Raw genomic sequence first — 13,125 nt, forward strand, 5'->3', positions numbered from 1 at the left:
TGAACAGTGATGTTCAGCAGTGTTCAGCGTAAATGTATCAGACCTTTTGCAACTTGGCAATGGTGACCGTCCCTCTGACTTCAGCCCTGAATATCGACTATCGTCCTCTGCAGGAGCTGTTATCGGCGGGAGCCTGGCTGGAGGCGGATCGGCTGAGCCTACAACTGCTATGTCGGGCGGCAGGAGAGGGGGCGGCGCGGCGGGGCTGGCTGTATTTTTCCGAGGTGAGCCGGATCCCGGTCGAGGATCTGCGCACGATCGATCGCCTGTGGCGGGCGGCCTCCGGGGATCGCTTTGGCTACTCGGTGCAGCGGCAACTGTGGCTGGGGGTGAACCGCAACTGGGAGCGCCTCTGGCCGCTCATTGGCTGGAAGCAGGGCTACCACTGGACTCGCTACCCTGACGAGTTCATCTGGGATCTCTCCGCCCCCAAGGGCCACCTGCCCCTTTCCAACCAACTGCGGGGGGTGCGGGTTCTGGAGGAGTTGCTCACCCACAAGGCTTGGGAAGAAGTGTCTGGCTGAGCATCCCTGGTTACTGGCTGAATCATAATTGGACTAGACTGTGGCCGAGCAACTGCAACTAACCCAATTTCCCAACTTGCCCATCGACCTGGCCCAGGCCTGTGAGCAGGCCATCCAGGCTACACGGCTGGCTATGCAAGCAGGATATCGCCGCCTGCTCATTGAGATCCTGGCTCCTGAGATTAAACCGGAAATCTTGGCCCGTCCGTTTTTGGAGCTGCTGCAACCGCCTGCTTTGGTGCTATTCAGCGATGCCGGCGGAGCGGCTCTGGCGCAGCGGGAATGGGGATCCCTACCCGAAGGGATCGAATTGCAGAGCCTGACTTCCCGCACTCAACCTACCCCAGAACAGAGCATCCTGCTGGTGATGCCCGCGGTTTACAGCTTGGATCAGGTGGAGCGGGTTTGCCAAGCGGTCAGTGGCGGGGATCCCTCTGGGCTGGCTTCCAAAGGACGGGATCCCAAACCCGTCGTGCTGCTCAACCCCCAATTGCAGGATGCCGCCACCGTGGGTGTGGGTCTGGCCGGTCGCCGTCTGCGCCAGCGGTTTCTGAGCACCTTCGAGACCAGCTACTACCTGCGCTCATTGGTGGAGGGAGCCCTGTTTCGCGCCTATCCGGATCCCTGGAGCGTGTGGCAGCAGGAAGAGCCCGGCCTCTACAGCGTCTTGAAGACTTTTATTGCCCAGCCCACCGGCGAGGAAGTGGCCGAACTGTTCAGGGCCAGCAAGGGAAAGGATCCCTGGTGGAGCTGGCGGCGCTGGCTGGGATCCCTGTGAGGGTCAGGATCTCATGGGGAGAGAGGCCAGGGGTGAGGGTTAGTACTATCTCAAACTCTTTTAATAAAGACTATAAAGCTCCCCGCCTCATCTCTATTTCGGTGATATGATTACACCACGCTAGGAGTGTCTGGGGATTATCCCCAGGCTGAGATTACATCCTCAGAACCTGATCTGGTTCATACCAGCGTAGGAAAGCGAGCACTGGAGTTGACAACATGCGCAGCGAATGGGTTGCCCGTCGCCGTGGGCAAGCAAATGTAACGCAGATGCACTTTGCCCGTCAGGGCGTGATTACCGAAGAGATGGAGTACGTGGCCCGGCGGGAAAACCTGCCGGCGGAACTGATCCGCTCGGAAGTGGCCCGGGGTCGCATGATCATCCCTGCCAACATCCATCACACCAACCTGGAGCCGATGTGCATTGGGATCGCTTCCCGGTGCAAAGTCAATGCCAACATTGGCGCTTCCCCTACTTCTTCCGGCTTGGCCGAAGAGCTGGAAAAGCTGAAATTGGCCATCAAATACGGCGCCGATACCGTTATGGATCTGTCCACCGGCGGGGGCGATTTGGATGAAATTCGCACAGCCATTATCCAAGCTTCTCCAGTGCCCATTGGCACGGTGCCCATCTACCAGGCCCTAGAAAGCGTGCATGGCAATGTCGAAAAACTCTCGGCAGAAGATATCTTGCATATTATCGAAAAGCAGGCCCAGCAAGGGGTGGACTACATGACCATCCATGCCGGGATCCTGATCGAATATCTTCCGTTGGTACGCCACCGCCTGACGGGAATTGTTTCTCGTGGGGGTGGGATCCTGGCCCGTTGGATGTTGGCCCACCACAAACAAAACCCGCTTTATACCCACTTCCGCGACATTATTGAGATTTTCAAGAAATACGATGTTTCTTTTAGTCTGGGAGATTCTTTGCGACCGGGATGCTTGCACGATGCTTCTGATGAAGCACAACTGGCGGAGTTGAAAACCCTGGGCCAGTTGACCCGCATGGCTTGGGAGCACGATGTGCAGGTCATGGTGGAAGGGCCGGGGCACGTGCCGATGGATCAAATTGAATTTAACGTGCGCAAGCAAATGGAGGAGTGCGACGAAGCTCCCTTCTATGTTTTGGGACCTCTGGTAACCGATATTGCGGCAGGCTATGACCACATCAGCTCCGCCATTGGGGCGGCCTTGGCTGGCTGGTATGGTGCGGCAATGCTCTGCTACGTCACCCCCAAGGAACACTTGGGTTTGCCCAATGCTGAGGACGTGCGCAACGGCCTCATTGCCTACAAAATTGCCGCCCATGCTGCCGACATTGCCCGTCACCGGCCTGGGGCCAGGGATCGGGATGATGAGATGTCCAGAGCTCGCTATAACTTCGACTGGAACCGGCAGTTTGAATTGTCTTTGGATCCAGAACGCGCCAGAGAATATCACGACGAAACCTTGCCGGCAGATATCTACAAAACGGCAGAGTTTTGCTCTATGTGTGGGCCAAAGTTTTGCCCTATGCAAACCAAGATGGATGCAGAGGCTTTGAGCGAGCTGGAGCAGTTCTTGGCCGCGCAGCCAACAGGGTAAGCCTTGGCCCATCCCTGCCCTGAAGGCTTGAAAAAGGCCATCGTCTGTCTCGCCTATGGACTGGGTTGGGATCCCTGTCTCAAGTTCTCAAGAAGTCAGGTCTAGAGCCCTGTCTTGCTGCAGGGATCCCTGCCCTTTGCGGCGGGGAGTGTGTCAAGCTGATCTGTAGAAGAACCATTGCAGTTGGCTCAATTGAGCACAGAGGATGACATGGCACTTAGACAACTCGGGCATGTCGCCATCCGGGTAGAAGACATCCCCAAGGCGGTGGAGTTCTACCAAAAGCTGGGCATGGTCAACGTCTGGCAGGATCCCGACTGGGCCTACATGAAGGCGGGAGAGGATGGGCTGGCACTGCTGGGGCCGGGCTATCGCGCAGCAGGGCCCCACTTTGGCTTTGTCTTCGACAACCTGGAGGAGCTTCGGCAAGAGCACCAGCGCCTGAAATCCCAAGGGATCCTGGTGGGGGAAATCCACAGCCACCGGGATGGCACTGCCTCTTTCTATGGCAAGGATCCCGACGGCAACCTGTTTGAGTTTTTGTATGAACCTGCGGGAACCTTCGACCAAGCCAAGGCAGCCCAAGCCACAGCTTGACTTAGCACCTTGAGGGCGCTCCCCCAAGTACTCTCAGTTTGTCCAACGCAAAGGGATCCTCTTGTACACAGGGGATCCCCTTTTTGACCGGCTTTAGGAATACCCCTTGCCCAATTTGAATCGGCAGGAGCTGCCCACTCAGTCACCAGATCTGCTGGAGGTTTGCACGTACAAAATCACCAGGAAGATGGCGGGCACCAGAACGACTAAGAGAGTGGCCAAGATGCCCAGGTAGTTCGTCTCCATAACTCCAAATGCCACAAGCCCAACTGGCAGTCAGCATACCACTCTGAGGTGCGACTTGCCCAAAGGGAAAACAGGCGGGCCAAGGCTAGGGCTTGGTTTTGACCGAAACATCCCCCAACACCTTGGTCTGGCAGGCAAGGCGGTAGCTATCGGGCTTGCGCTTGAGCTTGCGGTTTTCTGCCTCGGTGCGAGGGGAGAGGTTCTCGGATCCCTCAACAATCTCCACCACACAGGTGCCACATTGGCCGTTGCCGCCGCAGTTGAGCAGCTTGGCCATCATTTTGTAGAGATCGATCTGGTTTTCCAGAGCCTTCAAGCGCAAGTTAGCGCCTTCAGCGACGAAGATCTCTCGGTTCTCGTTGACGAAGCGAATCGTTGCCATACCCCTGCCAGAAACCACGACACCTTTCAGCCTGAGCCAGGAGAGCGCTCACAGTTGCTAAGTATTGTAACATTTTAAGTCATATTTTTAATCTCCGGCGAGAGATCTGGGATGATGATGCCTAAAGTGAGACGGCATCCTGCCTGAAGCCACTCAGGTCGGTAGCGTTTCGTTATACTGTTTGATGCCCGCGATGGAAATTCTGAGAGCGATATCCTAGTTGGGTGCGCTCAGGGGTTCAAGCGGGTGCGGTACCCCCCGACTCTGAAGAGACTGCTCGGGTCAGGATCCCAGGTAAGATGTCGGCTTAATTGTTTGACTGGATATCGCGTAAGTGTTGGAGAACGTGGAGGACCGAGCTTTATGGGACTACCGTGGTATCGGGTCCATACGGTTGTACTGAATGACCCAGGTCGCCTGATCGCGGTTCACCTGATGCATACCGCTCTGGTAGCAGGTTGGGCCGGGTCGATGGCGCTCTATGAAACGGCCATTTTCGATCCGTCGGATCCTGTCCTGAATCCGATGTGGCGTCAGGGCATGTTTGTCATGCCATTTATGGTTCGCCTGGGGGTGGTCAACTCCTGGGGCGGTTGGAATATCTACGGCGAGAGCGTTGCCAATGCGGGCTTCTGGACGTTTGAAGGGGTAGCCACTGCCCATATCGTTTTGTCCGGCTTGCTCTTCTTGGCTGCCTGCTGGCACTGGGTGTACTGGGATCTGGAGCTGTTCCGGGATCCCCGCACCGGCGAGCCGGCTTTGGATCTGCCGAAAATATTTGGGATCCACCTGCTGTTGGCCGGGATCCTCTGCTTTGGGTTTGGCGCCTTTCACCTGACGGGGGTGTTTGGCCCGGGGATGTGGGTGAGCGATCCCTATGCGACGACGGGACACGTCCAGCCGGTGGCGCCGGAATGGGGGCCAGCCGGTTTTAACCCCTACAACGCCGGAGGGGTGGTGGCCCACCACATTGCTGCAGGCATCGTGGGCATCATTGCAGGTCTATTTCACATCACGGTACGCCCACCCCAGCGCCTCTATCGCGCTCTGCGAATGGGGAACATCGAGACGGTGCTTTCCAGCTCGATTGCGGCGGTGTTTTTTGCCGGTTTTGTGGTGGCCGGAACCATGTGGTACGGCAGCGCCACTACCCCTGTGGAGCTATTTGGCCCCACCCGCTACCAATGGGATTCTGGCTATTTCAACCAGGAGATTAACCGCCGGGTAAATGCGGCCATGGAAGCCGGGATGACCCGCAGCGAGGCCTACAACTCCCTGCCCAAATCTTTGCTCTTCTACGACTACGTGGGCAACAGCCCGGCCAAGGGGGGACTGTTCCGAGCTGGCCCCATGAACAAAGGGGATGGCATTGCCATCGAGTGGCTGGGCTACCCAGTGTTCCGTGACCGCGAAGGGCGGGAGCTGACGGTGCAGCGGATGCCCAATTTCTTCGAAACCTTCCCGGTTATCCTGCGGGATGCCGATGGGGTGGTGCGGGCAGACATTCCCTTCCGTCGGGCAGAGTCTCGCTATAGCTTTGAGCAGGTGGGCGTGACGGTGGAGTTTTACGGCGGCAAGCTGGACGGCCAGGTGTTTACTGACCCGGCAACGGTTAAGAAATATGCCCGCCAGGCCCAGTTGGGTCAGTTGTTTGAGTTCGACCGAGAAACTCCCAAAGCGGACGGCACCTTCCACACCAGCCCCCGCGGTTGGTTTACCTTTGCTCACGCGGTCTTTGCCCTGCTGTTCTTCTTTGGCCACATCTGGCACGGCGCTCGCACTCTCTTCCGCGATGTGTTCGCCGGTATTGACCCCAATATGAGCGAGGAAATGGTGGAGTTCGGCGTCTTCCAGAAAGTAGGGGATCCCACCACTCGCAAGGTTCAGGAAGCCTAGAGCCCTTTTCGGCGATGCCGTCGGCACTCTGCTTCACTTTGGAGATGGGGTGCTGGCGGCTCCGAGTTAATCTGGAATCAAGCCCCCTTAGAAATGGAGGTTTTGTATGGAAGCCATCACCTACACCTTTATCCTGTTTTTGACGTTGGGCCTTCTGTTTTTCGCGGTCGCCTTTCGGGAAACTCCGAGAATTACCAAGAAGTAACCCAGGGTAGTGGCTGCCGTTCCTGCTGTGCCGGGCTCAAGCAAGGCAGAGGGAAGGTCAGTCTCTTTTGAGATTTGTGGTTTAGGCTTAGTTCTGGATGGGGCCGGAGCTCTCTCCGGCTTTCCTATTTGCGGTTGGGTAGCGGCAACTCGGAATGGAGTGATTCCAAAATAAGATTCCAAAATAAATAGTCAAGTAGCGGCAACCTGAGGATCCTTCCTTTTGGGAGAGGAGGGGGGAGTTCTCAGAGCTACTGAGACCCTTTTCGGTACTCTTCAGTACTCTGTAGGAGAACGCTTGTCCTACTGCTCAAATTGAACTCGCTAAGGATGCCTTAGGATGGCTTTTGGGATCCCAGAGACAGCTTAGCTTGGGTTCAGATTCAAGATTGGGTTAACGATGGCAACAGTGCTGCTGGTGGAAGATGATCCGATCAACGCCCGTGTTTTTGAGAAGGTGTTGCGACGGCGGGGAGGTTTTGAGGTCTTTCACAGCCAGGATGTGGAGCAGATTTTGAAGCTGGCCCAGGGGCACGAAGTGGATGTCATTTTGTTGGATGTTTCCCTGTCCCAGAGCACCTTTCGCGGCGAGGCGGTGGACGGGATCCGCATTGCCCAACTGTTGAAGGCGGATCCGAAAAGCAGCTCCATCCCCATTATTTTGGTGACGGCCCATGCGATGCGCGGCGACCGCGAGGCATTTTTGGCCCAGAGCGGGGCAGATGGCTACATTGCCAAGCCGGTGGTGGATCATGAGGAGATGGTGAATCAAGTTCGCCAGGTGTTGTCTCGAGGGCCGGGGCAGGGGTGAGTTCTCCTGGAGAAGAGTTAGGCGGCGAAGCTGCGCAAAATCGACTGCCAAAAGGGGATCCCATCTTGCCCTGGCAAATCGGGATCTGCTGCCCGCTCAGGGTGGGGCATCAAACCCAAGATCCGACCGCTGGGATCGCAAATGCCGGCAATATTATCCACAGAGCCGTTGGGCGCAACCGGAGCATAGCGAAGGACGATCTGCCCTTGATCCTGCAATTGCTTGAGGGTATCCGGGTCGCAGGTATAGCGGCCTTCCCCATGGGCGATGGGCAGGGTTAGGGTGGATCCCTGGGGATACGCGCTTGTCCAGGGAAGATCCTGCCGTTCTACACGGATCCCCACTCGGTCGCAGATAAAGTGCAGGTTGGCATTGCGCACCAGCGCCCCCGGCAGCAGGCCCGCCTCTGTTAAGATCTGAAAGCCATTGCAGATGCCCAGCACATAGCCCCCTCGCGCTACGTGCTCCTTCAGGGATCCCATCACCGGGGCAAAGCGAGCAATAGCCCCGCACCGCAAATAATCCCCATAGCTGAAGCCCCCCGGCAGCACCACCACATCCAGCTCCGACAAATCCGTCTCTCGGTGCCAGATCAGCCGCGTTGGGCAGCCCAAGAGGCCGCGGGTTACCCAGGCTACATCTCGGTCGCAGTTGGAACCCGGAAAAACAACAATGCCAAACCTCACGCCAGCCATTGGGATCCCTTGACGAGAGAAAAGAAGAGGGTGTGGTTGTAGCTATCCTAGAGAGCTTGAGACATTTTCCCAGTTTCTCTCCCCTAAGAAAAAACTGCGCTCCGTGAAATGGACAATTTCACAGTTGTTTGGAACGCCTCAAGTCAACCTCAAATCACCTGAACCCATCAAATCAGCCACCGATGGCAGCCACTTGGATTTGATAAGTCTCAATCACCGGGTTGGCCAGCAGTTGATGGCACAGCTCATCCACCTGGCGGTGGGCGGTCTCGGCGTCGGGGGCCTCTAGCTGCAGTTGGATATGCTTGCCAATGCGCACCTGCTGTACCTGGGTATGCCCCAGCTGATGCAAGCTGGACTGAACCGCAGCCCCGGCGGGATCGAGAACAGAGGGGCGTAGGTGAATCTGAATCTGAGCCTGGAACTGCATAGAATAAAGGCTGGATCTGTTACCAGTGTATCAGTCGGATCATCACAGCTTTGGGTTCAGTCATGGATGCGTCGCGCGTGGTGGCCATTGCCCACAACGTTTTCCGGGAAACGATTCGGGATCGGATTCTCTACCTGGTGATGGTATTTGCGGTGGCCATGCTGGGAGCCACTGTTTTGATCCCGCAGGTGGCCAACCAGGCCCACAACAAAATCATTGCCGACCTGGGGTTGGCAGCCATTCACTTCTTCGGCCTGATCGTGGCCATTTTCGTGGGCACAGGGCTGGTGAATAAGGAGATTGAAAAACGCACGGTGTATGTGCTGATCGCCAAACCCATGAGCCGGGCAGAGTTCATTGTCGGCAAGCATCTGGGCCTATCGGCGCTGCTGTCGGTGCTGGTGCTGCTGATGACGGTTGTGTTTCTGCTGAGCTTGCTGCTGGTGCAGGCCCCGATCCCCCTTTTGGCCATTCTCTGGGCAACAGTCTTCACTTTCTTAGAGCTGGTGCTGATCGTTGCCGCAGCCCTACTGTTCGGGGTTTTCACTTCCTCGATTCTGGCCACCCTCTACACCATTGCCCTGTTCCTGATGGGCCATGCCAGCCGCGCCCTGCTGCAACTGAGCAAGCTGGTGAAAGATGCCGGATTTGGCAAACTGTTTGAGGTGATTTATTTGATCCTGCCGGATTTGGAGCGCCTCAATTTGAGAGATGCTGCGGTTTACGGCCAAGTTCCGCCCCCAGCAGAACTTCTCGGAGATGCACTGTACGGCTTGGTTTACACCCTTTTGCTGCTGATTCTGGCAGTGTTGGTGTTCGCCCGGCGTGAGTTCTGACGTTACCTCTTCCCCCATGCGTTTTTTCCACTTCTATACGCCCGAACAGGTGCCTTCATCTGGGATCCCAGAATGTGCAGTGGCCATTGATGTGCTGCGGGCCACCACCACCATTGCCACAGCGCTGGCAGCAGGAGCAGAAGCGGTACAGGTGTTTGCCCACCTGCAGCAGCTCCAAGAGGCAAGCCAAAACTGGCCGGCTTCCCAGCGGCTTTTGGCCGGGGAACGGGGGGGCAAAGCGGTGGCGGGGTTTGATCTGGGCAACTCCCCCCTCGACTACACTCCCGACCGCGTGCGGGACAAGCGCATCTTCCTGAGCACCACCAACGGCACGCGCAGCCTACAGCGCCTGGAAGGGATCCCAGTGGTGATTACAGCAGCCCTGGTGAACTTGGGAGCCGTGGTGGATTTTCTCAGACGGGGCTCCTTTGCCGAGGTGTGGCTGGTGGGATCCGGGTGGGAAGGGGCCTTTTCACTGGAAGATACTGCCTGTGCCGGAGCCATCTTGCATCGCCTGGGCTGCTCTTTGAACCAGTTGGGCAACGACGAGGCGGTGGCGGCCTTGGCCCTCTACCAAACTTGGCAGGACGATCTGCTGGGTTTGTTGAGACGCTCTAGCCACGGGCAACGGCTATTGGGTCTGGGGCCGGAAAACGATAAGGATCTGGCCTACTGTGCCGATCTGGATCGTCTCTCGGTGGTGCCCCGACAGGTTCAGCCAGGGGTTTTGGCCAGTGGCGGGTAGATTTTGGACAGGTGGAGCGACCTGTGGATCCCACCACCCTCTGAGCTGGAAGTAGGCGGCCATTGTCAGCATGGGCTGGATCTCAACAGGCCGGGCGTAGGCTTGGGGATCCTTCCACGCCAGATATGGTCTTCGGCTAACCCGCTTGGGCCGTGTCGGGAGCGATGCCCAACGCTTTCTGGTGCAGCCACGCCTGCCATTCTCCTGGGATCAGCTTGTTGTTAAACGCATCGCCAGAAACAAACATATCCCGCTGATTCTGGGCCAACACAAAAATGGAGCGGCGATCGAAATGGGAAGTGAGTTTGTAGAGGGTGTAGGGGCCTTCTGAGTAGAGGGTCAGCGTTTCTTGATCCAGACCGTGGCGGCTGCTTTGGCCGTAGGCCCGCAAGACCATGTTGATCAATCGCTCATAGTGCATAGACCGCAGATTAGAAAGCTACACAGAACATAGACAGATATTACGGAAGCTGCTGCCAAGGCCCGAGCAGCTCAGGTGAACCCAGCATAACAAATCCCCCTGGATGGCCACGCAACGCTAACGCGAATGAAAACGCGAATGGACAAGATGCAGCGTCAAATGGGGTAAGAAAATGCGATAGAACTTAGGGCAGACCCTTATGTAACCCTCTTGCACAGGCAACCCCCCATGGCCAACATGGCGCCCCGCCCACCCCACCCCACAGAGCCTGTCCGCATTGGCATTGTCGGCGCTTCCGGCTACGGAGGGGTGCAGTTGGTGCGGCTGCTGAGCGAGCACCCTGGCGTGCAGATCACCTACCTGGCCGGGCAAGACAGTGCCGGCAAGCGCTACGGGGATCTCTATCCCCAGTTGGCCCAGGCCGTGGATCTGACCGTTCAGCCGGTAGAGGTGGATCGTATTGCCGCCAACAGCGATGTGGTGTTTTTGTCTCTCCCCAATGGGCTGGCTGCTGAGCTGGCTCCGCCCTTGCTGGCCAAAGGGTGCAAAGTCTTAGATCTGTCGGCGGATTACCGCTTTCGCAACCTGGCCACCTACCAATCTTGGTACCGCATGGGTCAGACGGATCCCAACTGGCCCAGCCCTGCCTATCGCCAGGCCAATGAGCAGGCGGTCTATGGGTTGCCGGAACTTTATCGCGAGGCGATTGCCCAAGCCCAACTGGTGGGCTGTCCCGGCTGTTATCCCACTGCCTCATTGTTGGCGGTTGCTCCTCTGCTGCGGCAGGGGTTGGTGGAGCTGGACAGCCTCATTTTCGATGCCAAATCCGGCGTTTCGGGGGCAGGTCGTACCCCCAAGGTGGGATCCCTGTTTGCCGAAGTGGACGGCTCTCTGGCAGCCTATGGAGTGGCCCAGCACCGCCATACGCCCGAGATCGAGCAAGCTTGCACCGACCTGACCCACACCCCCATCACCGTGCAATTTACGCCCCATCTGGTGCCCATGGTGCGGGGGATCCACGTCACCTTGTATGCCACTCTGCGGGATCCCGGCTTTGTGGGGGAAGATTTGCTCACCATTTACAATGCTTTCTATCGCCAATCTCCTTGGGTGAAGGTGCTGCCGCGGGGGGTTTACCCGCAAACCAAATGGGTCTCCGGCACCAACACCTGCATGATCGGGGTGGAGGTGGACAGCCGCACCAACCGCGTTATTGTCCTGTCGGTGATCGATAACCTGATGAAAGGGCAAGCCGGGCAGGCAGTGCAGTGTCTCAACTTGATGATGGGATGGCCGGAAACGTTGGGTTTGCCTCGGCTGGCGTTTTACCCCTAGCTATAATGCCCGTGATCCCCTTGAAGCGGATTCTGTCCATGTCTGAACCTCTGGATCCCGCTTTGCCCCAAAATGCCTCGCCCAGCGCAAAGGTTGCCTCAGATGCCGTCAATGGCGCTGCTGAGGGCCTGAACTGGGAGGAGCTGTGGCGGCAGCTGGAAGCGGGCTGGCAGGATCTACCCCGTCGCTCCGAAGAGACGGTGCAACAGACCCTGGCTCGCCTGCAACTGGAGTGGGGCGGGCTGTGCCGAGAGGCGCGGGATCGGCTGCAAAGCGCTCTGGAACAGTCGAGAACGGCAGGATCCCCAGAGCCCATCCACCGAGAGCTGCAAGCGCTCTTGCCCCTGCTTAACCCCTGCCAATGGGAAGTGGTCATTGGCTCTTTGCGGCAGGCTGCGGATCGCGCCTGGGTGGCCAGCTTGCTGTATCACGGCTTGCAGGAAGAGGCCTATCCAGAGGCGGAAAGCTACGGGATCCCTTCTTGGGCTCGGACGCTGACCTCTGACCAACGCTCTGCTCTGGAGGCGATGAGTGCCCGTGCCTATGGCAACAGCCGCCTGCCTTTGGTGATGGACAAAAGCGGCCAGATTCAAGTAAAGGCCTCAGCCGCCTTGTTGGCCGCCTTGATCGCCATCGAGATCGGCAGTGTGGGTTCGGCAGGTGCCTTGTCCTTGCTGGGCACACCGGAGCTGCGCAAGCTCTTGAATGCCGAGGGCAAGCTGCGGCGAACCGGCTTAAAACAGGGACGAACTGCCCTCACAGAAGAAGAATGGCAAACGCTGCGCCGTTGGCTGGATCCCAAGGGATCTCCTCCCGACTGGTATCTCAATCTCACTCAAGTGGGGATCCAGACCACCCAAGTGGGGGACTATGCGGCACGGCGGCTGCGGGAGTTTTTCCAGAGCGAGTGGATCAAGCTCGTGATCCCCCCCTTGTATCACCTGGTCATCGATGCAGTGCGGCTACTGACGGGAGAAGTGTTTCTCAGTGTGGGCACCACCCTGGAATCGGCTTTGGAATCGGCAGAGGCAGAGCGGCGACTGGAGTTGGTGCTGCAAGCCTTGCCCCAGGCGCGGAACATTCCCAGACCCAACCAGATCCAGGCTGCCATCCCTGCTGTGGTGGAAGCTGCCGAGAAACTCCTCAGACCTCTGCTGGCGCGCCAGTTAATGACGGTGGCGGACATCTTCGATCCGCCCATTCGCAACGAGAGCCTAAATGAATTGGGGCGGCAGCTCAACCTCTGGAACCCCTTCCAGTTTTTGCTCACCTGGAGCACGGCCGGCTGGCTGGAGGCCCTTCTGGATCAGATCAGCGAGTTGCAGCAGACCTACCCGGAAATGCCCCTGTGGGAGAGCTATCGCCAGGGCGTTGAGACGGCAGCGCAAGCTCCACGGGTAATGGAGCAGGCGGAGGCTCTGCGTCTAACGGCCAAGAGTCTGGATCCCAAGTTGGATCCCTTGGAAGATTGAGTAGATGATGCATAGGGAAGAAAATTTCCTACAGCATCCACAAAGTGAGGCTGGCAGGCTAGGTGGAATCTTTTCTACGCCAAAGACAAATCTGCACGGGTTGTAGAGGGTGGCCGGCGGACTGGTCTGATACATTTACGCTGAACACTGCTGAACATCACTGTTCA

At 57.7% G+C, this 13,125-nt stretch carries 16 protein-coding genes and 1 riboswitch; of the genes, 11 read left to right on the plus strand and 5 right to left on the minus strand.

Annotated elements, in window-relative coordinates; translation table 11 throughout:
* The first annotated feature begins 32 nt into the window (after window positions 1-32).
* From NW843_RS03130 to NW843_RS03145, 4 genes are all read left to right on the plus strand, one after another.
* Window positions 33-524 (plus strand): GUN4 domain-containing protein, encoded by a 492-nt coding sequence (locus tag NW843_RS03130; RefSeq protein WP_414522086.1) that lies wholly within the window; start codon window positions 33-35, stop codon window positions 522-524.
* A gap of 40 nt (window positions 525-564) precedes the next feature.
* Complete coding sequence (locus NW843_RS03135) at window positions 565-1,302, plus strand: DUF1995 family protein (protein ID WP_414374411.1); 738 nt, start codon at window positions 565-567, stop codon at window positions 1,300-1,302.
* Window positions 1,303-1,414: 112 nt separating this feature from the next.
* Window positions 1,415-1,515, plus strand: a riboswitch (TPP riboswitch).
* A gap of 5 nt (window positions 1,516-1,520) precedes the next feature.
* Window positions 1,521-2,888, plus strand: coding sequence for a phosphomethylpyrimidine synthase ThiC (gene thiC, locus NW843_RS03140; protein ID WP_414522087.1), 1,368 nt, complete (start codon window positions 1,521-1,523; stop codon window positions 2,886-2,888).
* Between the two features lie 210 nt (window positions 2,889-3,098).
* Complete coding sequence (locus NW843_RS03145) at window positions 3,099-3,485, plus strand: VOC family protein (protein ID WP_414330014.1); 387 nt, start codon at window positions 3,099-3,101, stop codon at window positions 3,483-3,485.
* A 138-nt stretch (window positions 3,486-3,623) separates the two neighbouring features.
* On the opposite strand, the gene psbM is transcribed toward NW843_RS03145, so the two are convergent.
* Complete coding sequence (psbM, locus tag NW843_RS03150) at window positions 3,624-3,731, minus strand: photosystem II reaction center protein PsbM (protein ID WP_071818137.1); 108 nt, start codon at window positions 3,729-3,731, stop codon at window positions 3,624-3,626.
* An 85-nt stretch (window positions 3,732-3,816) separates the two neighbouring features.
* A complete protein-coding gene (locus NW843_RS03155; RefSeq protein ID WP_011431947.1) occupies window positions 3,817-4,113 on the minus strand; it encodes a 2Fe-2S iron-sulfur cluster-binding protein in 297 nt (98 codons plus the stop codon).
* Window positions 4,114-4,476: 363 nt separating this feature from the next.
* On the opposite strand from NW843_RS03155, the gene psbB reads away from it, so the two are divergent.
* The 3 genes from psbB to NW843_RS03170 all read left to right on the plus strand — a co-directional run bounded on the left by psbB (window position 4,477) and on the right by NW843_RS03170 (window position 7,024).
* Window positions 4,477-6,009, plus strand: a complete 1,533-nt coding sequence (psbB, locus tag NW843_RS03160) for a photosystem II chlorophyll-binding protein CP47 (protein ID WP_011431948.1) — start codon at window positions 4,477-4,479, stop codon at window positions 6,007-6,009.
* A gap of 106 nt (window positions 6,010-6,115) precedes the next feature.
* The gene (locus NW843_RS03165) at window positions 6,116-6,214 is read left to right on the plus strand and encodes a photosystem II reaction center protein T (protein WP_011431949.1); all 99 of its coding nucleotides are present in this window, start codon (window positions 6,116-6,118) and stop codon (window positions 6,212-6,214) included.
* Between the two features lie 399 nt (window positions 6,215-6,613).
* On the plus strand, window positions 6,614-7,024 hold the full coding sequence (locus NW843_RS03170) for a response regulator (RefSeq protein ID WP_414355353.1): 411 nt from the start codon (window positions 6,614-6,616) through the stop codon (window positions 7,022-7,024).
* Window positions 7,025-7,041: 17 nt separating this feature from the next.
* On the opposite strand, the gene purQ is transcribed toward NW843_RS03170, so the two are convergent.
* Both purQ and purS read right to left on the minus strand, forming a co-directional pair.
* On the minus strand, window positions 7,042-7,719 hold the full coding sequence (purQ, locus tag NW843_RS03175) for a phosphoribosylformylglycinamidine synthase subunit PurQ (RefSeq protein WP_414522088.1): 678 nt from the start codon (window positions 7,717-7,719) through the stop codon (window positions 7,042-7,044).
* A 172-nt stretch (window positions 7,720-7,891) separates the two neighbouring features.
* Window positions 7,892-8,149 (minus strand): phosphoribosylformylglycinamidine synthase subunit PurS, encoded by a 258-nt coding sequence (purS, locus tag NW843_RS03180; protein WP_011431952.1) that lies wholly within the window; start codon window positions 8,147-8,149, stop codon window positions 7,892-7,894.
* Window positions 8,150-8,211: 62 nt separating this feature from the next.
* Here purS and NW843_RS03185 point away from each other — a divergent pair, with 62 nt between their 5' ends.
* Together NW843_RS03185 and NW843_RS03190 are read left to right on the plus strand one after the other, a co-directional pair.
* Window positions 8,212-8,985: an ABC transporter permease gene (locus NW843_RS03185; protein ID WP_414330211.1), complete on the plus strand. Its 774-nt coding sequence runs from the start codon at window positions 8,212-8,214 to the stop codon at window positions 8,983-8,985.
* Between the two features lie 16 nt (window positions 8,986-9,001).
* Window positions 9,002-9,730 (plus strand): 2-phosphosulfolactate phosphatase family protein, encoded by a 729-nt coding sequence (locus NW843_RS03190; RefSeq protein WP_414522090.1) that lies wholly within the window; start codon window positions 9,002-9,004, stop codon window positions 9,728-9,730.
* Window positions 9,731-9,866: 136 nt separating this feature from the next.
* Here NW843_RS03190 and NW843_RS03195 read toward each other — a convergent pair whose 3' ends face one another.
* Complete coding sequence (locus NW843_RS03195) at window positions 9,867-10,151, minus strand: hypothetical protein (RefSeq protein WP_011431955.1); 285 nt, start codon at window positions 10,149-10,151, stop codon at window positions 9,867-9,869.
* A 228-nt stretch (window positions 10,152-10,379) separates the two neighbouring features.
* Here NW843_RS03195 and argC point away from each other — a divergent pair, with 228 nt between their 5' ends.
* Together argC and NW843_RS03205 are read left to right on the plus strand one after the other, a co-directional pair.
* Window positions 10,380-11,486 carry an N-acetyl-gamma-glutamyl-phosphate reductase gene (argC, locus tag NW843_RS03200; RefSeq protein WP_011431956.1) on the plus strand — a complete coding sequence of 369 codons (1,107 nt, stop codon included), beginning with the start codon at window positions 10,380-10,382 and terminating at the stop codon, window positions 11,484-11,486.
* 38 nt (window positions 11,487-11,524) lie between these two features.
* A complete protein-coding gene (locus NW843_RS03205) occupies window positions 11,525-12,958 on the plus strand; it encodes a hypothetical protein (protein WP_414522089.1) in 1,434 nt (477 codons plus the stop codon).
* Window positions 12,959-13,125 lie beyond the last annotated feature (167 nt).

Source organism: Synechococcus sp. R5-12, from assembly GCF_047502655.1.
Classification (GTDB): domain Bacteria; phylum Cyanobacteriota; class Cyanobacteriia; order Thermostichales; family Thermostichaceae; genus Thermostichus.

Coding starts and splice junctions, on each gene's coding strand:
- NW843_RS03130 (WP_414522086.1), top strand. CDS start 33: ATGTATCAGACCTTTTGCAACTTGGCAATGGTGACCGTCCCTCTGACT.
- thiC (WP_414522087.1), top strand. CDS start 1,521: ATGCGCAGCGAATGGGTTGCCCGTCGCCGTGGGCAAGCAAATGTAACG.
- NW843_RS03145 (WP_414330014.1), top strand. CDS start 3,099: ATGGCACTTAGACAACTCGGGCATGTCGCCATCCGGGTAGAAGACATC.
- psbM (WP_071818137.1), bottom strand. CDS start 3,731: ATGGAGACGAACTACCTGGGCATCTTGGCCACTCTCTTAGTCGTTCTG.
- NW843_RS03155 (WP_011431947.1), bottom strand. CDS start 4,113: ATGGCAACGATTCGCTTCGTCAACGAGAACCGAGAGATCTTCGTCGCT.
- psbB (WP_011431948.1), top strand. CDS start 4,477: ATGGGACTACCGTGGTATCGGGTCCATACGGTTGTACTGAATGACCCA.
- NW843_RS03165 (WP_011431949.1), top strand. CDS start 6,116: ATGGAAGCCATCACCTACACCTTTATCCTGTTTTTGACGTTGGGCCTT.
- NW843_RS03170 (WP_414355353.1), top strand. CDS start 6,614: ATGGCAACAGTGCTGCTGGTGGAAGATGATCCGATCAACGCCCGTGTT.
- purQ (WP_414522088.1), bottom strand. CDS start 7,719: ATGGCTGGCGTGAGGTTTGGCATTGTTGTTTTTCCGGGTTCCAACTGC.
- purS (WP_011431952.1), bottom strand. CDS start 8,149: ATGCAGTTCCAGGCTCAGATTCAGATTCACCTACGCCCCTCTGTTCTC.
- NW843_RS03185 (WP_414330211.1), top strand. CDS start 8,212: ATGGATGCGTCGCGCGTGGTGGCCATTGCCCACAACGTTTTCCGGGAA.
- NW843_RS03190 (WP_414522090.1), top strand. CDS start 9,002: ATGCGTTTTTTCCACTTCTATACGCCCGAACAGGTGCCTTCATCTGGG.
- NW843_RS03195 (WP_011431955.1), bottom strand. CDS start 10,151: ATGCACTATGAGCGATTGATCAACATGGTCTTGCGGGCCTACGGCCAA.
- argC (WP_011431956.1), top strand. CDS start 10,380: ATGGCCAACATGGCGCCCCGCCCACCCCACCCCACAGAGCCTGTCCGC.
- NW843_RS03205 (WP_414522089.1), top strand. CDS start 11,525: ATGTCTGAACCTCTGGATCCCGCTTTGCCCCAAAATGCCTCGCCCAGC.